20 protein-coding genes and 1 pseudogene are annotated in these 20,070 nt (G+C 71.6%); 12 read left to right on the forward strand and 9 right to left on the reverse strand.

All coding sequences use genetic code 11. The annotated features are described in order from the left end of the window. Nucleotides 1–77: 77 nt before the first annotated feature. The gene (locus tag NYZ95_RS05810; protein ID WP_262849661.1) at nt 78–503 is read right to left on the reverse strand and encodes an Hsp20/alpha crystallin family protein; all 426 of its coding nucleotides are present in this window, start codon (nt 501–503) and stop codon (nt 78–80) included. A gap of 108 nt (nt 504–611) precedes the next feature. On the opposite strand from NYZ95_RS05810, the gene NYZ95_RS05815 reads away from it, so the two are divergent. The 5 genes from NYZ95_RS05815 to NYZ95_RS05835 all read left to right on the forward strand — a co-directional run bounded on the left by NYZ95_RS05815 (nt 612) and on the right by NYZ95_RS05835 (nt 4,752). After that, nucleotides 612–902, forward strand: coding sequence for a MerR family transcriptional regulator (locus tag NYZ95_RS05815; protein WP_262849663.1), 291 nt, complete (start codon nt 612–614; stop codon nt 900–902). Nucleotides 903–930: 28 nt separating this feature from the next. Next, the gene (locus NYZ95_RS05820; RefSeq protein WP_262849665.1) at nt 931–1,365 is read left to right on the forward strand and encodes a hypothetical protein; all 435 of its coding nucleotides are present in this window, start codon (nt 931–933) and stop codon (nt 1,363–1,365) included. An 81-nt stretch (nt 1,366–1,446) separates the two neighbouring features. Further along, nucleotides 1,447–2,148 (forward strand): DUF6766 family protein, encoded by a 702-nt coding sequence (locus NYZ95_RS05825; RefSeq protein ID WP_262849667.1) that lies wholly within the window; start codon nt 1,447–1,449, stop codon nt 2,146–2,148. 31 nt (nt 2,149–2,179) lie between these two features. Next, complete coding sequence (locus NYZ95_RS05830; RefSeq protein ID WP_262849669.1) at nt 2,180–3,967, forward strand: thiamine pyrophosphate-requiring protein; 1,788 nt, start codon at nt 2,180–2,182, stop codon at nt 3,965–3,967. Next, on the forward strand, nt 3,964–4,752 hold the full coding sequence (locus NYZ95_RS05835) for an SDR family NAD(P)-dependent oxidoreductase (protein WP_262849671.1): 789 nt from the start codon (nt 3,964–3,966) through the stop codon (nt 4,750–4,752). The genes NYZ95_RS05830 and NYZ95_RS05835 overlap by 4 nt, the downstream gene beginning before the upstream one ends. Before the next feature lie 10 nt (nt 4,753–4,762). Here NYZ95_RS05835 and NYZ95_RS05840 read toward each other — a convergent pair whose 3' ends face one another. Then, nucleotides 4,763–5,245: a DUF4383 domain-containing protein gene (locus NYZ95_RS05840; RefSeq protein ID WP_262849673.1), complete on the reverse strand. Its 483-nt coding sequence runs from the start codon at nt 5,243–5,245 to the stop codon at nt 4,763–4,765. Between the two features lie 54 nt (nt 5,246–5,299). Then, nucleotides 5,300–6,046, reverse strand: a complete 747-nt coding sequence (locus NYZ95_RS05845; protein ID WP_262849675.1) for a hypothetical protein — start codon at nt 6,044–6,046, stop codon at nt 5,300–5,302. A gap of 147 nt (nt 6,047–6,193) precedes the next feature. Between NYZ95_RS05845 and NYZ95_RS05850 the strand changes: the two genes are divergently transcribed. The 4 genes from NYZ95_RS05850 (at nt 6,194) to NYZ95_RS05865 (ending at nt 13,707) form a co-directional block, all read left to right on the forward strand. Next, nucleotides 6,194–7,495 carry an MFS transporter gene (locus tag NYZ95_RS05850; protein ID WP_262849676.1) on the forward strand — a complete coding sequence of 434 codons (1,302 nt, stop codon included), beginning with the start codon at nt 6,194–6,196 and terminating at the stop codon, nt 7,493–7,495. Then, on the forward strand, nt 7,492–10,287 hold the full coding sequence (locus NYZ95_RS05855; RefSeq protein WP_262849677.1) for a DUF2804 family protein: 2,796 nt from the start codon (nt 7,492–7,494) through the stop codon (nt 10,285–10,287). Before NYZ95_RS05850 ends, NYZ95_RS05855 begins: the two co-directional genes overlap by 4 nt. Before the next feature lie 73 nt (nt 10,288–10,360). After that, a complete protein-coding gene (locus NYZ95_RS05860; protein WP_262849679.1) occupies nt 10,361–11,281 on the forward strand; it encodes an NAD-dependent epimerase/dehydratase family protein in 921 nt (306 codons plus the stop codon). Between the two features lie 296 nt (nt 11,282–11,577). Next, nucleotides 11,578–13,707, forward strand: a complete 2,130-nt coding sequence (locus NYZ95_RS05865; RefSeq protein WP_262849682.1) for a DEAD/DEAH box helicase — start codon at nt 11,578–11,580, stop codon at nt 13,705–13,707. Here the strand turns inward: NYZ95_RS05865 and NYZ95_RS05870 are convergent. The 3 genes and pseudogenes from NYZ95_RS05870 to NYZ95_RS05875 form a co-directional block, all read right to left on the reverse strand. Beyond that, a complete protein-coding gene (locus NYZ95_RS05870; protein WP_262849684.1) occupies nt 13,676–14,506 on the reverse strand; it encodes a DUF1214 domain-containing protein in 831 nt (276 codons plus the stop codon). The genes NYZ95_RS05865 and NYZ95_RS05870 overlap by 32 nt on opposite strands. A gap of 77 nt (nt 14,507–14,583) precedes the next feature. Then, a pseudogene (locus NYZ95_RS20545) lies at nt 14,584–14,928 on the reverse strand (DUF1254 domain-containing protein); the annotation flags it as partial. A gap of 269 nt (nt 14,929–15,197) precedes the next feature. Further along, the gene (locus NYZ95_RS05875) at nt 15,198–15,734 is read right to left on the reverse strand and encodes a helix-turn-helix domain-containing protein (RefSeq protein ID WP_262849686.1); all 537 of its coding nucleotides are present in this window, start codon (nt 15,732–15,734) and stop codon (nt 15,198–15,200) included. A 75-nt stretch (nt 15,735–15,809) separates the two neighbouring features. Here NYZ95_RS05875 and NYZ95_RS05880 point away from each other — a divergent pair, with 75 nt between their 5' ends. Genes NYZ95_RS05880 through NYZ95_RS05890 form a run of 3 tightly spaced genes read left to right on the forward strand, consistent with a single transcriptional unit; the run spans nt 15,810 to nt 17,301 of the window. Then, on the forward strand, nt 15,810–16,178 hold the full coding sequence (locus NYZ95_RS05880; protein ID WP_262849688.1) for a hypothetical protein: 369 nt from the start codon (nt 15,810–15,812) through the stop codon (nt 16,176–16,178). Nucleotides 16,179–16,216: 38 nt separating this feature from the next. Then, the gene (locus NYZ95_RS05885; RefSeq protein WP_262849690.1) at nt 16,217–16,510 is read left to right on the forward strand and encodes an ankyrin repeat domain-containing protein; all 294 of its coding nucleotides are present in this window, start codon (nt 16,217–16,219) and stop codon (nt 16,508–16,510) included. After that, a complete protein-coding gene (locus NYZ95_RS05890) occupies nt 16,507–17,301 on the forward strand; it encodes an alpha/beta fold hydrolase (protein WP_262849692.1) in 795 nt (264 codons plus the stop codon). Before NYZ95_RS05885 ends, NYZ95_RS05890 begins: the two co-directional genes overlap by 4 nt. Nucleotide 17,302: 1 nt before the next feature. On the opposite strand, the gene erm is transcribed toward NYZ95_RS05890, so the two are convergent. The 3 genes from erm to NYZ95_RS20340 all read right to left on the reverse strand — a co-directional run bounded on the left by erm (nt 17,303) and on the right by NYZ95_RS20340 (nt 20,064). Continuing rightward, on the reverse strand, nt 17,303–18,076 hold the full coding sequence (erm, locus tag NYZ95_RS05895) for a 23S ribosomal RNA methyltransferase Erm (protein WP_262849694.1): 774 nt from the start codon (nt 18,074–18,076) through the stop codon (nt 17,303–17,305). A gap of 231 nt (nt 18,077–18,307) precedes the next feature. After that, a complete protein-coding gene (locus tag NYZ95_RS05900) occupies nt 18,308–18,958 on the reverse strand; it encodes a response regulator (RefSeq protein WP_262849696.1) in 651 nt (216 codons plus the stop codon). Continuing rightward, nucleotides 18,955–20,064, reverse strand: coding sequence for a sensor histidine kinase (locus tag NYZ95_RS20340; protein WP_262849698.1), 1,110 nt, complete (start codon nt 20,062–20,064; stop codon nt 18,955–18,957). Before NYZ95_RS20340 ends, NYZ95_RS05900 begins: the two co-directional genes overlap by 4 nt. Between the last annotated feature and the right edge of the window lie 6 nt (nt 20,065–20,070).

Genomic DNA, 20,070 nt, shown 5'->3' on the forward strand with positions numbered 1-20,070 from the left:
CTCCTTGCGGAAGGGCGCAACCGGACGCGACGAGGCGGGGGCCAGCGTATGTCCCCCGCCTCGCTGGTCTGGTGACCTCAGGCGCTGATCGCCCGGCTCTCGTCCCTCGTGCCGTGCACGATCTCGACCTTGCGCGGCTTCGCCTTCTCCGCGACCGGGATCGTGACCCGCAGCACGCCGTCGGCGTAGCGAGCCTGGACACCTTCGGTGTCCAACGTGTCACCGAGGATCAGCTGGCGGCTGAACACGCCACGCGGGCGCTCGGCCGCGATCAGCTCCTCGATGCCCTCGCGCGCCGGACGGTCGGCCCGCACCGTCAGCACGTTGCGCTCGACGTCGATGTCGATCGACCCAGGCTCGACGCCCGGGAGATCGAGCTCCACGACGAAGGTGTCGCCCTCACGCCACGCATCCATCGGCATCCCCGCCGGCCGAGCAGCGGTCCCGAAGACCTGCTGGGTCAGACGGTCGAGCTCACGGAACGGATCGGTGCGCATGAGCATGGTCATTCACCTCCACAGAACTCCGACATGCCTGGCGCATGTTCTGTAATGGCTGATACAGTTTTTATATAGCAAGTTCGTGACAAGAGCGCAAGGGGACCCCGGACGATGCCGACACGAAGCCCGCAGCATGCGGTGTACGCCATCTCCGTCGCGGCCGAGCTGGCCGGCACTGCGGTCCAGAACCTTCGGGTCTACGAGCGGTCCGGCCTGCTGACACCCGTACGGACCAGCGGCGGCACGCGACGCTACAGCGACGACGACGTCGTACGTCTGCGCCGGATCGTCGCTCTCCTCGACGACGGCCTCAACCTCGCCGGCGTCGCACGCGTCCTCGACCTCGAGGACGAGAACGCGGCGCTGCGCGCGGCCGCCGACGACGCCACCGCGCTCGATTGACGCCCCGCGCACCGGGTACCACCCGGGCGTGAGGCGATCGACGGGGAAGGTCCTGGTCACGGGCGCAGCGGTGGCGCTCGCGTGCTCGCTGGCCGCGTGCGGCGCCTCGCAGGTCGCGCCGGCGAGGTCGGTCGCGCAGCGGTTCCACCAGGCGCTCGCCACGGGGGACGGCGCCGCGGCGTGCACCCTGCTGTCGATCCGTACGCGCGCCGAGCTCGAGACGAGCGCCCAAGCGCCGTGCGAGGAGGCCGTCCTCGCGGAGGACGTCCCAGAGGTGCTCGACCGGACGGCGGGAGTCCACGTCTTCGGCGTGATGGCGCAGGTGACCTTCGACGTCCCCGGTGACGAGCCGCCCGAGACCGTCTTCCTCAGCCGGTACGACGAGGGCTGGCGCGTGACGTCGGCCGGTTGCGTCGAGACCACGGCGGCGACGCCGTACGACTGCCCGGTGAGCGGAGGCTGAGATGCGCGTCATTTTCGTCAGCTACCTCGTCGTGATCGTGGGCGGTCTGGCCTTCTTCCTGGCCGTCGCCGTGAGGCACGTGTGAGCGCGCGCGGCTCGCGAGAGGGTGCGCGCGGGTTCGTCCGCGACAACGGGCTCAGCCTGTTCTTCTTCGTCCTCTTCCTCGTCGCGCTGATCGGTCAGGCGTTCGCGGGCTGGAACGCCTTCAACGAGGAGCAGGCAGCCGAGGGGTTCGGCGAGGTCAGCCTGGTCGAGTACGTCGCGTCGGTCGACTTCGCCGTGGACGTCACGGAGAACTGGCAGAGCGAGTACCTCCAATTCTTCCTCTTCATCGGCGTCACGGTCTGGCTGCTCCAACGCGGCTCGCCGGAGTCCAAGGAGCTCGACAAGGCCGGGACCGAGTCGGACGAGGAGCAGAAGGTCGGCCCGCACGCCGATGCGGACTCCCCGGGCTGGGCCCGGATCGGCGGGTGGCGGACGACCGTGTTCTCCCACTCGCTCCTGCTGGTGATGGGCGCGATCTTCCTCGCGTCGTGGGCTGTGCAGTCCGTCGCGGGCTGGGCGGCGTACAACGAGACGCTCCTCGAGCAGACGCGCGACCCGATCGGCTGGGGCAGCTATGTCGTCGGCTCCGACTTCTGGTCGCGCACGCTCCAGAACTGGCAGTCGGAGTTCCTCGCGGTCGGCTCGATGGCCGTCTTCGCCGTCTTCCTCCGCCAGCGCGGATCCCCCGAGAGCAAACCGGTCGGCTCCTCCCACGGCAGCACGGGCGTGGAGGGCTGAGACGACATGTCCGTACGACGAGAGGTGCACGATGACTGACGAGACGCTGGTGTCCGACTTCGTGGTCGAACGGCTCCGCGCCTGGGGTGTGGCGCGGGTCTTCGGCTACTCCGGCGACGGCATCAACCCGTTCATGGGCGCCCTGCGGCGCGCGGCCGGCGACCCCGAGTTCGTCCAAGCGCGGCATGAGGAGAATGCGGCGCTCATGGCCGTCGGCCACGCGAAGTACACCGGCGGCGTCGGCGTCGTCACCAGCACCCAGGGGCCGGGCGCGGTCCACCTGCTGAACGGCCTGTACGACGCGAAGCTCGACCACGTCCCCGTGGTGGCGATCGTCGGGCAGCAGCAGACCACCGTGCTGGGTTCGGAGTACCAGCAGGAGATCGACCTCGCGCTCATGTTCGCCGACGTGGCGCGCGACTTCTGCCAGACCGTCATGTCGCCCGAGCAGGTGCCCGTGGTGCTCGACCGCGCGTTCCGGACCGCGCGCGACCGCCGCTCGCCCTGCGTGGTCGTGCTGCCGCACGACGTCCAGAAGGCGACGCTGCCCGAGGAGCCTCCGCACGAGCACGGGGTCACGGTGAGCGCACCGACCTGGAGCGACAGCCACCTCCTCCCCACCGACGCCGACCTCGACGCGGCGGCAGAGGTCCTCGACGCGGGCGAACGCGTCGCCGTGCTCGTCGGGCAGGGAGCGCGCGACGCCGGCGACGAGGTGCGCGCGATCGCCGAGAAGCTCGGCGCCGGCGTGACGACGAGCCTGCTCGGCAAGCCGTGGTGGGACGAGACGCTCCCCCTGAGCTGCGGCGTGATGGGACATCTCGGCACCACGGCCTCGGGTTGGCTGATGGGTCACTGCGACACGCTGCTGATCATCGGGTCCGACGACCCGTGGACGGAGTTCTACCCGCCTCCGGGTGCCGCGCGGGCGGTGCAGATCGACATCGACGGCCGCAACCTCGGGCACCGCTACCCGATCACCGCCGGCGTCCACGGTGACGCCCGTCAGGCGCTGCGCGCCCTCCTCCCCCGCGTACGCGAGCGTGAGCAGGACGCACCGTGGCGGCACGAGGTCGAGGAACAGGTGACCCGCTGGCGGGCCGTCCGCGACCGCCGCGCCGCTCGCCGTACCGACCCGCTCAACCCGGAGACCGTGGTCCACGCCCTCTCGTCTCGGCTACCCGGCGACGCCTTGGTGAGCGTCGACGTCGGCTCGATCACGTACTGGTACGCCCGCCACCTCATCTTGCCGCCCGGTGTTCCCGCCCACCTGTCGTCGACGCTGGCGAGCATGGGCTCCGGTCTCCCGTACGGGCTCGCCGCCAAGCTCGCCGACCCCTCGCGACCCGTCGTCGCGCTGGTCGGTGACGGCGCCATGCAGATGAACGGGATCAACGAGCTCGTCACCGTCTCGCGGCTCTGGCCGCAGTGGGCCGACTCGAGGTTCGTCGTCCTCGTCCTCGCCAACGGCGACCTCTCCGAGGTCACGTGGGAGCAGCGCGAGACCGAGGCAGAGCCCCGGTACGAGGCGAGCCAGGCGCTGCCTGCGTTCCCGTACGCCGGTTATGCCGACCTGCTCGGGCTGCACGGGATCCGGGTGACGGTCGCCGACGAGGTCGACGCCGCGTGGGAGCGTGCCCTCTCGGCTGACCGACCCACGGTGATCGAGGCGGTGGTGGACCGAGACGCACCGCTGCTGCCCCCTTTCCCCGGTGGGGAGGAGAAGCTCGACAGCTTCCGGCGCGGTCTCGAGCAGGAGGGCCCGGACGGCGAACGGGCGCTGGGACTGCTCGAGCAGCAGGCGGGAGACGAGTCGTGAGCGGCGATCGGAGCACGACGCGCGCCCTCGGGCTCGTCACCGGTGCGTCCAGCGGGATCGGCAGGGCGCTCGTGGACGAGTTCGTCGCCGCGGGCCTCGACGTCCTCGCCGTTGCCGACGAGGACGTCTGCGCCCTCCCCGACGGCGCACGGTACGTCCGAGCAGATCTCGCGACGCCTCAGGGCAACGACGACGTGGTGGAGGCGATCACCCTGGAGGAGCGCCCGGTCGTCGCCGCGGCGCTGAACGCCGGCAGAGGTGTCAGCGGGCGCTTCGACGAGACGCCGCTCGCCGCGCACCTCCAGCTCGTCGCGGTGAACATCGTGTCCCCGCTCAGGCTCGCACACCACCTCACGAGCACGATGGCGGCGCAGGGATTCGGCCGGATTCTCGTCACCTCCTCGGTCGCCGCCCAGGGACCTGGCCCCTACCAGTCGACGTACGCGGCGTCGAAGGCGTTCTTGCACGCGTTCGCGAGGGCGCTGCGCTACGAGCTCCGCGACACCGGCGTGACCGTGACGTCGCTCCTGCCCGGCCCGACGGACACGTTGTTCTTCGAGCGGGCCGACATGGGACGGACGTGGATCGCGCGGGGACCGAAGGCGGACCCGGCCGACGTCGCCCGGGAGGCGTTCGCCGCGATGACAGCAGGCAAGGCCAGCATCGTCCCCGGCTCGTGGTTCCTCAAGGTCGAGAGCGCGGTGAGCGCGCTCATGCCCGAAGGGGTCGCGACGAGGCTGCAGGCAGCGCTCGCGCGACCCCGTGGGCGCGATCGGCAGACGTAGGACCTAGGGCCTACGCCGTGCGCGTCGTACGGGCGGGAAGCGCGCGCCGCCCCCACACCCCGAGCCCGATCATGCCGACACCCAGCACCAGGTGGAGCCAGTTGTCTGCGTTGTTGACCGGGATGAAGTTCGCCGAGTGGTCGTGATCGATGAACAGGCCGTACAGCCAGAGCACCAGGTAGATCGCGCCACCGGCGATCAGGTAGACGACGGCGGTCGACGCAGCACGCGCCGCCCAGAGTCCGACCACTCCGAAGAGCAGGTGCACGACGTTGTGCAGGATCGACACCTGGAAGATGCCGAGGAGCTTCGCCTCGCTCTCGTGGCCGGCGAACGTCATCGTGTCGTAGTTCGTCGTGATGCCAGGGATGAATCCGAGCACACCGACGAGCAGGAAGACTGCCGCGACCACCATGGTGACGGTGCGGATCGTCTTCGCAGGAGGGGCGGTGTTCGAGTCAGGGCCACCTCGGCCCCCGGTGGAGTAAGACATGTGTCGCTCCTTTCTGTAGCACGGCAGGTACCCACCGGAGCGCCGACCCAACCTTCAGGAGACGCGGGGAGCCTTGATGGTTACCTTCTTGCCCCACTTCGAGAAGTCCTGGCGCGCGGTGGAGGTGATGCCCCCGATCGTCAGCCGGGAGTCGACTCGGACGGGTCGGTCCCACTTGTCCAGCCAGACGGCGTAGCGGTCAGGACGGTGACCCATCAGCTTGGGGTTGCCGACGTACTCCTTGGCGCGGACCCCGTTGAGCTTCCGCGTCCGGCCGGTCCACGTCCAGCCGTTGTTGCTCGAGCGGAGGTAGCCCCGGTACGCCTTCAGCGACGAGCTCGCGAGCCAGACCTGCCCCACCATCCACGCGAGCTGCTCGTCCGCGGTGCCGCCCTTCTTGCCCTTCACCCACGGCTTGCCCGCCTCTTTGTGCCAGACGTTCGTGCCGATCACGACGAGCTTGGCTCCCTCGCTGTAGACCACGGAGGCGTCGGTGCCGGCCTTCCGGAAGCGTGCCGGCCCCTTGTTCCATCGCCCGTCGTCGAAGGTGCCGCGCACCTGGACCGTCGTGCCCTTGCGCATGGCGGCGACGGCGCAGCGGGCGAACCGCTTCGACCCCACGGCCTTGCGGGGCTTCTTGTGACGGGCCTTGCACTTCTTCGACGGCGTCGCGGGCTTGGCGACCTTGGCCGCGGCGTGGCCTGCAGGAGCCGCGGGCGCGGTGGCGCCGGCCGGGGCGGCGCCTAGCAGGGACACGGACAAGAGCACGCTCACCAGCAGGGCGGCGGGACGTCGGAGCATCGTGAATTCTTCCCTCTCAGAAATGTGGTGTCGAGGCGTGAGCATAGGGCGGCCAACGCCCTCGCCACGCCGGAACGCGGGTTCCCGGTCACCCCCCTCGCCGGTCCGCCCACGGAGAGCGTGACCTGGAGCACTATCGTCCGCGTCATGGAAAAACCTCGGGCGGACCGTCGCCTCTGGACCTGGGTGGTCGTTCTCGGGCTGACGGGCCAGCTGGCGTGGACGGTCGAGAACATGTACCTCAACGTGTTCGTCTACGACACGATCACCGACTCCCCCACCGCCCTGGCCAGCCTCGTCGCACTCAGCGCGTGCGCCGCCACGCTCGCCACGCTGCTGGCAGGCGCCGCGTCCGACCGCACCGGCAGGCGACGCGAGTTCATCGCCCTCGGTTACGTCCTGTGGGGAGCGTGCACCGCGTCGTTCGGCCTCGTCGGGGTCGACACCGCCGCCTCGATGCTGCCGATGCTCGACGCGGTGGTCGTCGCCGTGGTCACGATCATCGTGCTCGACTGCGTCATGAGCGTCCTCGGCGCCGCCGCCAACGACGCCGCCTTCAACGCGTGGGTCACCGACTCCACCAACCCCGGCAACCGGGGCAAGGTCGACGGCGTGCTCGCCACCATGCCGCTGCTGGCGATGCTGCTCGTCTTCGGTGCGCTCGATCCGCTCACGCGAGGCGGCCACTGGGTCCTCTTCTTCTCCGTCGTCGGCGGCGTGACCGCCGTCGTCGGTGTCATCGCGTGGTTCGGCCTGCGCGAGACTCCGCAGCCGCGGCCCGGCGGGACCTACCTCGCCTCGGTCGTCCACGGGCTGCGGCCGAGCACCGTACGCGCGAACCCGCCGCTTTACGTCGCGCTGGTCGCCTGGGCGATCCTCGGCACGAGCACGCAGGTGTTCCTGCCGTACCTGATCATCTACGTCCAGCGCTACCTCGACATCGACGGCTACGCGATCGTGCTCGCGTCGGTCCTGCTCGGGGCGGCCGCCGTGAGCATCGTCGGCGGCCGGGTGCTCGACCGGGTCGGGCCGGCGCGCGCGGTCCTACCGATCGCAGCGATCTACCTCGTGGGTCTCCTCCTGATGTTCCCCGCGCGCGGGATGCTCGCCGTCATCGGTGCCGGGATCGTCATGATGTCGGGCTTCATGCTCGGCGTGGCCGCGATCTCCGCGACCGTCCGCAACCTCACGCCGCCCGACCGCGCCGGCCAGGTGCAGGGGCTGCGGATGATCTTCGCGATCCTGGTCCCGATGGTCGTCGGCCCGTTCCTCGGCGCCGCGGTGATCGCCGGCGCGGACGAGACGTTCACCGAGCTCGGCGTGGTGAAGCAGGTGCCGACCCCGTGGATCTTCGTGGCCGCCGCGGTCGTCGTGCTGCTGCTCGTCCTGCCCGCCCGCCGCCTGCGCGACGTCGGCCTCACCCCCAAGACCCTGGAGCGGACCGCATGATCACGACGTGGGGCGAGGCCCTCGACCCTGACGACGTGCTGCCCGAGTACCCGCGCCCGCAGCTCGTCCGCGACTCGTGCGTCAACCTCAACGGCCGTTGGGACCACGCCTTCACGCCCGCCTCGGTGCATGATGTCCCCGCCCGCTGGGACGGCGAGATCGTGGTCCCGTTCTCGCCCGAGGCGCCGCTGTCCGGTGTCGGCCGCACGCTCGCGGCCGACGAGGCGCTCTGGTACCGCCGCACGTTCACGCTGCCCGACGGATTCGTCCGCGACCGGGTGCTCCTCCATTTCGGCGCGGTCGACCAGGACTGCGAGGTCTGGGTCGACGGGACGGCCGTCGGGGCCCACCGCGGCGGCTACCTGCCGTTCGCGCTCGACGTCACCGACGCCCTTTCCGGCGACGCGCACGAGGTCGTCGTCCGTGTCCGCGACGTCACCGACACCTCGTGGCGCAGCCGCGGCAAGCAGCGGCTCGCGCGCGGCGGCATCTGGTACACCCCGCAGTCCGGCATCTGGCAGACGGTCTGGCTCGAGTCGGTCCCTCGGCGGTGGATCGACCAGCTCGTGCTGACCCCGTACCTCTCCCCCGCCGAGGTGGAGGTCCACGTCGTCCCCGCTGGTGAGAGCCACGGCGCGGACGAGGCCGAGGTGGTCGTCCGCGCCGACAGCCGCGAGGTCGCCCGTACGACGGTGCCCGCGGGGGTACCCACCCGCGTCGACCTCGGCGAGGAGCCACGTCTCTGGTCGCCCGACGACCCGTTCCTGTACGACGTCGAGGTCCGGCTCGGCGACGACCACGTCACCAGCTACGTCGGCATGCGCACGTTCGGGCTCGGACCCGACGCGCACGGCCGCACCCGGCTGCTGCTCAACGGCGAGCCGTACCTCCACGCCGGGCTGCTCGACCAGGGGTACTGGCCCGACGGCCTCTACACGGCCCCGTCGGACGAGGCGCTCGCCCACGACGTCCGTACGGCCAAGGAGCTCGGCTTCACGATGCTGCGCAAGCACATCAAGGTCGAGCCGCTGCGCTGGTACCACCACTGCGACCGGCTCGGGATGCTCGTCTGGCAGGACATGGTCAACGGCGGACGGCGCTACAACCCGGTGGTGATCACGACGCCGGTCGTCCTGCCCGTACGGCTGGACGACACCCGCCACGCGCTGTTCGGGCGGCAGGACGAGGAGGGCCGCGTCGAGTTCCTCGAGGAGCTCGACGCGACCGTCGCGCTGCTGCGCTCGGTCCCCAGCGTGGCCGCCTGGGTCCCGTTCAACGAGGGCTGGGGCCAGTTCGACGCCCTCGCCACCGCCGCGCGCGTGAAGGCGCTCGACCCGACCCGCCCGGTCGACCACGTCAGCGGCTGGCACGACCAGGGTGGCGGCGACATGGCCAGCAGGCACGTCTACTTCCGGCCGTACCGGCTCTCGCGCGCGGACGCCGAGGACCCGCGCGCCGCCGTGCTCTCCGAGTACGGCGGCTACTCCTACCGCGTGCCCGGCCACGTCTGGAACGACCAGGAGTTCGGTTACCGCAAGTACGCGGACCGTGACACCTTCGAGCGTGCGTTCCTCCGCCTGCAGCACGCCCAGATCGGCCCGGCGGTCGACGACGGCCTCGCCGCTTTCGTCTACACCCAGCTCGCCGACGTCGAGGACGAGACCAACGGCCTCATGACGTACGACCGCCGCGTGCTGAAGGTCGACGTCGAGGCCGTCCGCACCTCCAACCAGCGCCTGCGACAGCGCCTCGACCACGCCGCGGGCGGCCCCCCGCTGCCCGTGCCCGTGCGCGAGCGTGAGATCACGGCGCCGGTCTCGCTCACCCGGACCGACGGACGCCTGAACCCCGACGCGGTCGGATGGACGCGGACGCCGTGGGTGACCACCGACGGCATCGGCCGCGGGCGCGTCGGGCGCGGCCGCAACAAGCGGTGGGAGTACTGGGCGGTCACGACGCCGACCCACGTGGTCGCGCTCGTGGTCTCCGACATCGACTACGCCGCCGTCCACGGGCTCTGGCTGCTGGACCGTACGAGCGGCGAGACCGTCTCGTACGACGCGATCGGTGTGCTCGGCGCAAGCGCGACCCTGCCCGGCACGCTCGGTGGCGGCCCGGTCCGGGCCACGACCAAGAAGCTGCAGATCGCCCTCGACGAGGTTGACGGCGGCACACGCCTGCGTGCCCGTACGGACCGGGTCGAGGTCGACGTGGTCGCGCACCGGCCGGCCGGCCACGAGTGCCTGGGCGTGGTCGTCCCGTGGAGCGACCGCCTCTTCCAGTACACCGTCAAGGACGTCGCGCGCCCCGCCACCGGCACGATCCGTGTCGACGGGATGGCGGTGGACGTCACGGCGGGCGAGTCGTGGGCGACGCTGGACCACGGACGAGGGCGCTGGCCGTACGCCGTCCACTGGAACTGGGGCGCCGGCTCCGGCCGGACCGACGGGCGCGTCGTCGGGCTGCAGGTCGGCGGGAGGTGGACCGACGGGACGGGCTCGGTCGAGAACGCGCTCGTCGTCGACGGGCACCTGTCGAAGATCAGCGAGGAGCTGGTCTGGACCTACGACACCGACGACTGGCTCGCACCCTGGCAGGTAGCCGGCGACACCGTCGACCTCACGTTCGTCCCGTTCCACCTCAAGGAGTCCGTCACCGACCTCAAGGTCTTCTCCTCACGCACCCACCAGTGCTTCGGCCACTGGTCCGGTCGGGTGCGCGACGACGCCGGTTCCTGGGTGACCCTCGACGGCCTCACGGGCTGGGCGGAGGACGTCCGCAACCGCTGGTGACGCCCAGACGTCACGTTCCGACGGGCCGTCTCGTCTTCATGACAGAGATCAACCCGAACGGAAGGTGAGTGACATGCGGGTGTTCGTGGCAGGCGGGAGCGGCGTCCTCGGGAGACGTCTCGTCCCGCAGCTCGTCGAGCGAGGTCACCAGGTGACGGCGACGACGACCGACGAGTCCAAGCTCGGGATGCTCAAGGAGCTGGGCGCCGACGCCGTCGTCATGGACGGGCTCGACGCCGCGTCGGTCGACGAGGCCGTCGCCGGCGCCCACGCCGACGCGATCGTCCACCAGATGACCGCCATCGCCGGCAAGCCTGACATCAAGCACATGGACAAGTGGTTCGCGACGACGAACCGGCTGCGCACGGAGGGGACCGACCACCTCCTCGCCGCGGCCGCGCGGCACGGCTCGCCGCACGTCGTCGCGCAGAGCTACGGCAACTGGAACGGCATCCGCGAGGGCGGATGGATCAAGACCGAGGACGACCCGCTCGACCTGTTCGAGGGCACGCCGGCGAACGTCGGCATGCGAGCGATCGCGCACGTCGAGGAGAGCGTCCTCGCGGCCGGTGGGGCCGCTCTGCGCTACGGCGGCCTGTACGGGCCGGGCGCGACGGACGACCAGGTCACGCTGATCCGCAAGCGCCAGTTCCCGCTGGTCGGGCGGAGCAACGGCTACTCCTCCTGGGTCCACCTCGACGACGCCGCCGGCGCGACGGTCCTCGCCGTCGAGCAGCAGGCACGCGGGGTGTACAACGTCGTGGACGACGAACCCGCCCCGGCGAGCGAGTGGCTGCCGTACCTCGCGAAGTGCGCGGGCGCCAAGCCGCCGATGCGCGTGCCGGTGTGGGTGGCGCGCCTCATGGCCGGTGACGTCGCGGTGGCGATGATGACGGAGGGGCGGGCGTTCTCCAACGCCAAGGCGAAGCGCGAGCTCGGCTGGCGGCTGCGCTACCCGTCGTGGCGGCAGGGCTTCGCCGAGGACCTGGGATGAGGCGCGGCCCGGCGCGAGGGGGCGCGCCGGGCGCATCCCGCCACACGTCGGCCGCCGGGGCGCGTATCATCGAAGGCGCAGCCAACCGGAAGCCCATACGAGGACACCCGCGCCCGCGCCCTCTTTCGAGGGGCGACCAACGCTCTCCTCCCTGAGCACTCGCTCGGCGGTCCCTCCCACGCCGGGGCCCGCAGGCACCGGGGACGACGACCGTCTCCTCTGCGTCTCGGCCTGGTCGTCCGGCTGGCAACGGGGTGCGCCAGCGCCCGCAGGCGTACCGAGTCCGAGGAGGATCGTTGGCCCGACCGGCCCAGCGTCGACCTGACCCCCGCCGCAAGGGGGGTTCTCGCCGACCGCAGCGTGAGCGCAGCAACGACGCCGACAACGTCGGCCTGCTTCCCCTGCTCGCTCAAGCCGTACGGGAGGTCGAGCGGGCCGTCCAGCGCGGCACCGCGACGGCCTCCACCCGGACCGCCTTCCAGGTCGTCGCGCTCCTGGTCCGCGAGGAGCGCTCCCGCGTGAAGACCGAGTCGATGCCCGAGGCCCGGCGGACCGAGCAGCTCAAGCGCCTCGACGGGATCGCGACGATCCTCGCGACGACCGCGGCGCGCGACCCCTCCCTGTTCACCCTGCTCGCCGACGACGCCGTCGTGTCCCCCGCCGCGAACCGGCTGCGCCGCGAGATGCTCGTCGCCGCCGGTCGCGAGGTCGAGGAGGAGCCGGAGCCGGAGCCCGACGCAGCTCCCGCGTCGACCACCGAGCGGCAGGTCCGCCCGCAGTCGGTCGTCTCCCGCCAGCTCGCGAACCCCTTCCTCACCCCCGACTTCTCGGCGGCCGCGCCGAGCCGTCCTCGTACGGGCCGGCTCGCCAACTGGGAGCTGATCGAGCCGCTCCTGCGCTCCTTCGAGCGCGGCGGTCCGGCGTCGAGCATGGACCTGCCGACCCCGACGACGCTGAACACGCTCGACGGTCGCGAGCTCATGCCGCACCAGGCGCAGCTCATCGCGTCGGCGGCGGAGGGCCACCGCACGTTCCTCCTGGCCGACGAGCCCGGCCTCGGCAAGACCGCCCAGGCCCTCCTGGCCGCCCAGGCCGCCGACGCGTACCCGCTGCTGGTGGTCGCCCCGAACGTCGTCAAGATCAACTGGGCACGCGAGGCCGGTCTCTGGACCCCGCGCCGCACCACCACCGTCATCCACGGCGACGGCACCACGATCGACGGGTTCGCCGACATCGTCGTGGTCAACTACGAGGTCCTCGACCGCCACATCGGCTGGCTCGGCGAGCACGGCTTCCGCGGGATGGTCGTCGACGAGGCCCACTTCATCAAGAACCGCAAGTCCCAGCGCTCCCAGCACGCCCTCGAGCTGTCCGAGCGCATTCGCGCGCGGACGATGCGTCCGCTGCTGATGGCGCTGACCGGCACGCCGCTCATCAACGACATCGAGGACTTCCGCGCCATCTGGCAGTTCCTCGGTTGGATCGACGACCGCAAGCCGCTCCCGGAGCTGATGGGTGCCCTGGAGGACACCGGCCTGTCCCCTGGTGAGCCAGGCTTCTACGCCGCGGCGCGCAAGTGCGTGGTCGACATGGGCATCGTGCGGCGGCGCAAGATCGACGTCGCTGCGGACATCCCGGCCCGCCGGGTCGCCGACATCCCGGTCGAGCTCGACGACGAGACCGGCCGCTCGATCCGCGAGGCCGAGCGGGTGCTGGCCCGGCGGATGGTGGCGCGGTACGACAACGCGCTGGAGCACCGCAGCGCCGGCAAGACCGTCGACGGGATCGACCGCGAGCTCGTCCGCCTCGTCGCCAAGTGGGAGCGCGAGGAGGACACCAACGAGACCGGCAACGTCTTCGGGATGATGCGCCGGATCGGTCTGGCCAAGGCCGGGCTCGCCGCCGACTACACCGCTCAGCTCGCGCGCAGCGTCGGCAAGGTCGTCTTCTTCGCCAAGCACCTCGACGTCATGGACGTCGCCGAGGAGACGTTCGCCAAGCGCGGCCTGCGCTACGCGACGATCCGCGGCGACCAGACCTCGACGCAGCGCCAGCGCGACATCGACGCGTTCGTGAACGACCCCGAGGTCGCCGTCATCGTCTGCTCGCTCACCGCAGCCGGCGTGGGCGTCAACCTGCAGGTCGCCTCGAACGTCGTGCTCGCGGAGCTCTCGTGGACCGACGCCGAGCAGACCCAGGCGATCGACCGCGTCCACCGGATCGGTCAGGCCGAGCCGGTGACCGCCTGGCGCATCATCGGGGCGCAGACCATCGACGCCAAGGTCGCCGAGCTCATCGACTCCAAGGCGGCGCTGGCGGCGACGGCGCTCGACGGCGTGGCTGCCGACGAGCAGGCGTCTGCCGACGTCCAGCTGGAGGCGCTCGTCGCTCTGCTCACCGAGGCGCTGGAGGAGCGGGAGGGCTGACCGGGGCGGTGGGCGTCAGCTCCCCGGGCCGCCACGTCCGCGCGAACCACGGCTCGAGCGGCCCGTACAGGCGCAGCATCGGGAACCAGCTCTTGCCGGGCACGGTCTGGATCCAGTTCGCCTCGCGCCCCTCGGGTGCGACCGGTCCGAACCAGATCGTGGTCGACCCGTCGTCGTCGGCGGCGACGTCGCCGGTCAGGCTCATGACGCTGGGGTACGGGTCGGCGGTCTGCAGCAGCGAACGCGTCTGCGTGTCGTAGACGTCGATCGACCAGAAGTTCTTCGCGGGCGGGTCGGCGGGCAGGGTCAGCGTGTACGTCCTGGCCCCGTCGAGGACCTCCCCCTCGGCGTCGCGAACGGCGTACGCGTACGCGGAGCCGGAGCCGACCTGCGCGTGCGCCATGGCGGGCGTGATCACGGTCGCGAAGTAGTGGAACTGCGTACGGGCGTCGAGGAGCCGTGCACCGTCGCGGAGGAACTCGTAGCTGCCTCCGAGGAACGCCGACATCCACGCGGACCCCTCGTAGAGGTACGCCTCGGGATCACGGGGCGCGTAGACGAGGGCGCGGCTGATCGCCGCACCCGTCCGCGCTGCGTCGTCGAGGACCGCGCGCAGGCGGTCGTCGGGCGCGAACGGCTTGCCGTGGACGATGCCGAGGCCCGCGAGCTGGCCCGCACGCTCCGGGTCCAAGGAGCCGGTGGGCTCCTCCTGGACCAGCTCGTCGATCTCCTCGAAGAACGAGAAGTCGTTGGCGTGGACGGTGTTGAACACCGCGTCGGCGATGTTGACGTACTCCATGGCAGGGGGTCGTGCGCCTCGGCGAACGGGTAGACCGTCGTCTCCTTGAGCGCCGGGACGCCACCGAGCGCCCGGAAGACCACCCAGTTCGTGAACGTCGGCGTCCGGTAGACGAAGTAGTCGTCGGGCACCTCGCCGTCGTAGCCGGGCGGCAGGAACAGGTAGCGGCCGCCCTCGCCGCGGTCGGGTCCGGCGAGGCCCATGTCGGCCACGTAGCGGAACCAGAAGTCGTCGACGACGCACAGCGACTGCTTCGGAGGCTCGATCACCATCGGCCCGTGGGCCCGCAGGTCGAGGAACATCGTGCCGTACGTGGTCTCGGTGTTCGGGGTGAGGAAGAAGCTCCCCGAGCTCGCGCGGGGGTCGGTGTAGGCGAGCTGGTGCGGTCCGGTGAGGCCGATGCTGCGGAGGCCACGTCGCATGGCGACGAGCGCGGCGCCCGGGACGGAGTTGAGGAAGACCTCGACGCCGCGCAGGAAGTCGAGCCCGTCGTACAGCCTCGCGACAGAGTCACCGACCGGGACGCCGTCGAACAGCGTGAACTCCCCCAACGGTGTCGACAGGTGGGAAGGAGTGCTGACGGCCTCCCTCGCCTTCGCCAGGTCTGTCACGTGCGGCCCCCTCGTGTCGTGGCCGCCCGCGCGACCTGGTCGGAGGGTAGTGCGCGAGGACGGTCGCCGCCGGAGAGGTTTCAGCCGTTCTCGGGCTCGGGGACGAGGACGGTCGCCAGGCTGACGCGGCGCTTTCCCTGCCCGTCGTCCACGAGGTACGGCGCGAGCAGCTCGCCGAGTCCGGCCTGGATCGCCGCGAGGTCGTCCGTCGTCACGTAGAGCGGCGTCGCCCCGAAGCCGAGGAAGTCCCTCGTCGTCGGGTCCTCGTGCGCGACGGAGCGGTCGAAGGCGCCGCTCACGTCACCGAGGAAGGTGAGAAAGGCCGTACGCAGCTGGGCGTCGCTCATCATCTGGAGCTCGTCGTGGTCGACGTGCGCCATCCGCTCCCCCAGCGCGAGCGTGCGCTCCACGGCCCCGCGTACGCGTCGTTCTCCGACCACCTCGAGGATCCCGGCCTCCACGAGGGACGCGACGTGCCGGTAGAGCGTGGCCTGCGTGACGTCCGGAAGCGCTTCGCGCAGCTCGGCGGTCGTGAGCCGGCGTCCCCCGAGCTGCTGGACGATCCGCAGACGCACCGGATGCGTCACCACATCGGTCACCGACGTGCGTGTCGCCATGAGGACTCCTCTCATCATTCTCACTCTGATAATGTTCGCAACGACAGATTGATTCTAGAGCGACGGAGGACCCTCATGACGCACGTCAGCGCCGATGCCACCGGCATCCACGTCACGTTCCCGGGCTGGGAGCGGTGGATGGCCGGCCGGGCGACGTTCAGCGCTCCCTACGACGCGGTCACCGGCGTGACGGTCGAGCCGGGGTGGTCGTCCGAGGTGCTCGGCTTCCGCTCGGGACTCGTCGTCTCGGGATACCTGAAGGTCGGCACGTTCCGGCACCCGTCCGGTGCTCGGCGCCTGGTCTCGATGCGGCGCGGGATGCCGCTGCTGCGGGTGGCGCTCGACCGCGCGGCTTCAGGGTTCGACGAGCTCCTCCTCAGCACGTCTGACGCGGTGCAGATCGCCCACGCGCTCGAGGCGGCCACCGGGCGACGAGCGGACTAGGCTGAGGATCCGAGCCCGGGGCGAGCACGGAGGACGCGATGTCCGGCGGAGACTGGAAAGACATGTTCGGCGCGGCCTGCACGGGAGACGTCGCTCTCGTGCAGTACCACCTCGACCAGGGCGTCGACGTGGACTACGCCCATCCCGAGCTCCAGTCGACGGCGCTCGTCGCGAGCATCCTCGCCCGTCAGGAAGAGGTCGCCGGGGTGCTGCTCGACCACGGCGCCGACCCGCACCTCGAGTCCGAGCTCGACGAGATGACGCCGGCCCAGGCCGCGCGCCACATGCGCATGACCGCGCTCTCCGCACGGCTGAGCGGCCTCGGCGCATGAGGCCGGTCGCGGAGGGACAGTTCTCGACCGGTCTGCACTACCTGCGCGTCGGCGACGGCCCGCCGCTGATCGTCTCGCCCGGGCTCGGCACGGACCACCTCAACCCGACCGGGAGCGCACGCAAGCGGGCGCTGGCCTGGGCAGCGCCGTTCGCGGAGCACTTCACGGTCTACCTGACGAACCGTCGCCCCGGCCTGGTCCCAGGGGTGACCATGGGCGACATCGCGGCCGACTACGCGCACGTGATCGAGCACGACATCGGTCGCCCTGCCGTCGTCCACGGCACCTCGACCGGCGGGTCCGTCACCCTCCAGCTCGCCGTCGACTCGCCCGCCCTCGTCGAACGGCTGATCGTCGCCGCCTCGGCCTGTCGCCTGTCGGAGCACGGGCGACAGGTGCAGGCGGAGCTGAAGGCGCTCGTCGAGGCGGGCGACCGCCGTGGCGCCACCGCCCTGCTCCTCGGGAGCCTCGCACCGCGGTCGCTCTCGCTCCCCGTGCGCGGCGTCGGGTGGCTCGTCGGCAACGCCTTCGCGAAGGGCGACGTGTCCGACATGATGGCGACGATCGACGCCGAGGACGCGTTCGACGTCGAGTCGGACCTCCACCGCATCGAAGCCCCGACGCTGGTGCTCGGCGGCAGCGACGACCCGTTCTACTCCGAGGAGATCTTCCGTCTGACGGCGGAGGGCGTACGAGAGGGCCGTGCCGTCATCTTCGACGGGAAGGCCCACGCGTACGCCTCCATCGCGAAGGTGCCGAGGGCGGTCGCTCTCGGCTTCGCGCTGGGCTGACTCAGACGCGCCGTCGCCCCAGAGCGATCCACAACGACGCCCACTGCGACGGCGTGAGGTCACGCGGCAACGCGCCCTTCGCGACCTCGGCGCCCGTCAGCGCGCGCGCCACCACCCGAGGTGGCTGACCGCTCGCCCGGGCGAGGATCTGCTCCAGACCCGAGCCGCGTCCCGTGAAGACCGCACGGACGAGCTGCTCGTACGGGGCACGCTCGCGTGCGGGGACGAGCGGTCGGGCGCGACGCTCGACGGTGAGGATCCCGCCGTCGACGCTGGGCATCGGGGTGAAGTGACGGGCCGGCACCCGCTGGTCGAGCCCGAACGAGAACCACGGCGCGGTCTGCGCCGTCATCATCGTGCTCCCCCCGACTCCCGCGCGCTTGCGGGCGACCTCCCACTGGGTGAGCACGATGGCGTGACGCCATCCCGGCGAGCGGAGCAGGCGTCGCAGGATGGGGGTCGTCAGGTGGAAGGGGACGTTGCCGACCACCACCGGACGGTCGAGCGGGACGTCGAGCGCGTCAGCGTGCCGGACGGTGACGGACGGCAGCTGCGCGCGGAGACGGCTGACCCGCCGCCGGTCGAGGTCGAGGGCGACGAGGTCGCGTCCGAGACGGGCCAGCGGGTGCGTGAGCGCGCCGTCGCCGCAGCCGATCTCGAGGATCGGCCCTTCCGTCGCGCGGACGAGCGCGACGATGCGCTCGATGGTCGGACGGTGGTGGAGGAAGTTCTGACCGAGCTCGTGTCGGCCGCCGTGAGGGGTATGTGATCGCATGGAGCGCTCCAACCGGAGAGGAGAGGAGCACCCGGGCACGGGGAGTGGGGCGTCGCGCTGCCGGGTGCGTGGGCATCCGGGAGGACGGCGCGGTCAGGTGAGGGACTGCGCCGTCAGGCGCGGCGCAGGCGCGCCGAGGGGGCGCACGCGTACGCGCCGGCCAGCGCGGAGGTGATCAACATGGACGCCACCGTACGGACGACGGCCCGGGCTGTCACCCGAATATCGGCGTCAGCGCCCGAGGCCGGACTCGATCGCGAACACCACCAGCTGCGCCCGGTCGCGCGCCTGCAGCTTCACCATCGCGCGGCTGACGTGGGTGCGGACCGTGTCCGGGCTGACCACCAGGGCGTCGGCGATCTCCTGGTTGGAGCGCCCGGTGGCGACCCAGCCGAGGATCTCGCGCTCGCGCTCGGTGAGCGCTCCCAGCTGCGGGTGCGGACGCGCAGCGGCCGGTCCCCCGCTGAACCGCTCGATCACGGTGCGCGTCACCGACGGTGCGAGCAGCGACCCGCCGGCGGCCACCACGCGGATGCCGTCCAGCAGCGCCGTCGGCTCGGCGTCCTTCAGGAGGAAGCCGCTGGCGCCGTTGCGCAGCGCCTCGAAGACGTACTCGTCGAGCTCGAAGGTCGTCAGCATCACCACCCGTACGTCGTCGAGCGCCTGGTCGCGGGTCACCTCGGCGAGCAGCGCCAGGCCGTCGAGCACCGGCATCCGGATGTCGCAGAGGACGACGTCGGGACGGGTCCGCCGGATCAGCGCCAGCCCGTCGCGGCCGTCGACGGCCTCGCCTACGAGCACGAGGTCCGGCTCGGTCTCGACCAGGGTGGCCAGGCCCATCCGGACCAGCGGCTGGTCGTCGACCAGCGCCACCCTGATCACAGGTGCTCCGGCAGCGTCGCTCGGACGCGCAGACCCGATCCGTCGGCCGGGCCGACGTCGAGCGTGCCGCCGATCTCGGCGACCCGTGCGCGCATGCCGGGGATCCCCATGCCCTCATCCTTGCCGGAGGTCGGTCCACCGCGTCCGTCGTCGGTCACCGTCAGCACGAGCGCCCCGTCGACCAGGGCGAGGTCGACGACGGCCCGCGTGGCCTCGGCGTGGCGCAGGACGTTCGTCAGCGCCTCCTGCGTGACCGCGTAGGCCACCTCGCCGACGCGTTCGTCGACCACCTCGGCACCTCCGGTGCGCACGACCTCGATGCCCCCGGCACGCACGCGTTCGATCAGCGCATCGAGGTCGCCGATCCCGCGCGCGGGCCGGCGTACGGCGTCGCGGCCGGCCATGCGCCCGAGCTCCGTGCGGAGCGCGTCCAGCGACTCACGGCTCGTCGCGCGGATCGCCTCGAGGCTCGCGCGCGCCTTGTCCGGGTCGCGGTCGAGCACGTGGAGCGCGACGCCCGCCTGCATCGCGATCACCGCGAGCCCGTGGCCGACGCCGTCGTGCAGGTCCTGCGCCATCCGCAGCCGCTCCTCCGTCGCGGCACGGGCGGTCCGGTCGGCACGCGAGGCCTGGAGCTGGCTCACCGCGACCGCGACCGCACCCGCCGCCGCGACGACGGCGACAAGACCGATCGCCTGCCAGACCTCCTGCGTCCGGATGCTGTCGGTCGCGAGGGCCCGGCTCAGCAGCGCACCCGCCGCGACCAGCGCGGCGCCCGCGGCCCACGGGATCCAGCGCGCCGAACGCGTCCGCAGCGCGACCACGAAGGTGACGGTCGGCAGCGCGAGGAAGACCGGCCCGTCCGCGAACCCCGCACCGAAGTACACCGCCGTGCAGAGGCCGCTCGCGAGGAGCGCGAGCTCGGGCCGTACGGGGAGCACGCCCGGCACGACGGCGAGCGCGGCGACGAGGACGGCACCGAGGACCTCGCCGTGACCGGCGCCTGCCTCACGGTTGGCGGCGAAGGTCCCGAACAGCACCACGATCAGCACGGTCCACGGCCACCAGGCGGGAGCGTGCGTCAGGTCCCTCCACCGGTCGCTCACGGGCCG

Source organism: Mumia quercus (assembly GCF_025506335.1).
GTDB lineage: Bacteria > Actinomycetota > Actinomycetes > Propionibacteriales > Nocardioidaceae > Mumia > Mumia quercus.

What these genes read in the sequence shown, in the direction of transcription:
- NYZ95_RS05810 (WP_262849661.1), bottom strand. Translation starts at nt 503, where the DNA reads ATGCTCATGCGCACCGATCCGTTCCGTGAGCTCGACCGTCTGACCCAG.
- NYZ95_RS05815 (WP_262849663.1), top strand. Translation starts at nt 612, where the DNA reads ATGCCGACACGAAGCCCGCAGCATGCGGTGTACGCCATCTCCGTCGCG.
- NYZ95_RS05830 (WP_262849669.1), top strand. Translation starts at nt 2,180, where the DNA reads ATGACTGACGAGACGCTGGTGTCCGACTTCGTGGTCGAACGGCTCCGC.
- NYZ95_RS05840 (WP_262849673.1), bottom strand. Translation starts at nt 5,245, where the DNA reads ATGTCTTACTCCACCGGGGGCCGAGGTGGCCCTGACTCGAACACCGCC.
- NYZ95_RS05845 (WP_262849675.1), bottom strand. Translation starts at nt 6,046, where the DNA reads ATGCTCCGACGTCCCGCCGCCCTGCTGGTGAGCGTGCTCTTGTCCGTG.
- NYZ95_RS05850 (WP_262849676.1), top strand. Translation starts at nt 6,194, where the DNA reads ATGGAAAAACCTCGGGCGGACCGTCGCCTCTGGACCTGGGTGGTCGTT.
- NYZ95_RS05855 (WP_262849677.1), top strand. Translation starts at nt 7,492, where the DNA reads ATGATCACGACGTGGGGCGAGGCCCTCGACCCTGACGACGTGCTGCCC.
- NYZ95_RS05860 (WP_262849679.1), top strand. Translation starts at nt 10,361, where the DNA reads ATGCGGGTGTTCGTGGCAGGCGGGAGCGGCGTCCTCGGGAGACGTCTC.
- NYZ95_RS05870 (WP_262849684.1), bottom strand. Translation starts at nt 14,506, where the DNA reads ATGGAGTACGTCAACATCGCCGACGCGGTGTTCAACACCGTCCACGCC.
- NYZ95_RS05875 (WP_262849686.1), bottom strand. Translation starts at nt 15,734, where the DNA reads ATGGCGACACGCACGTCGGTGACCGATGTGGTGACGCATCCGGTGCGT.
- NYZ95_RS05880 (WP_262849688.1), top strand. Translation starts at nt 15,810, where the DNA reads ATGACGCACGTCAGCGCCGATGCCACCGGCATCCACGTCACGTTCCCG.
- NYZ95_RS05885 (WP_262849690.1), top strand. Translation starts at nt 16,217, where the DNA reads ATGTCCGGCGGAGACTGGAAAGACATGTTCGGCGCGGCCTGCACGGGA.
- NYZ95_RS05890 (WP_262849692.1), top strand. Translation starts at nt 16,507, where the DNA reads ATGAGGCCGGTCGCGGAGGGACAGTTCTCGACCGGTCTGCACTACCTG.
- erm (WP_262849694.1), bottom strand. Translation starts at nt 18,076, where the DNA reads ATGCGATCACATACCCCTCACGGCGGCCGACACGAGCTCGGTCAGAAC.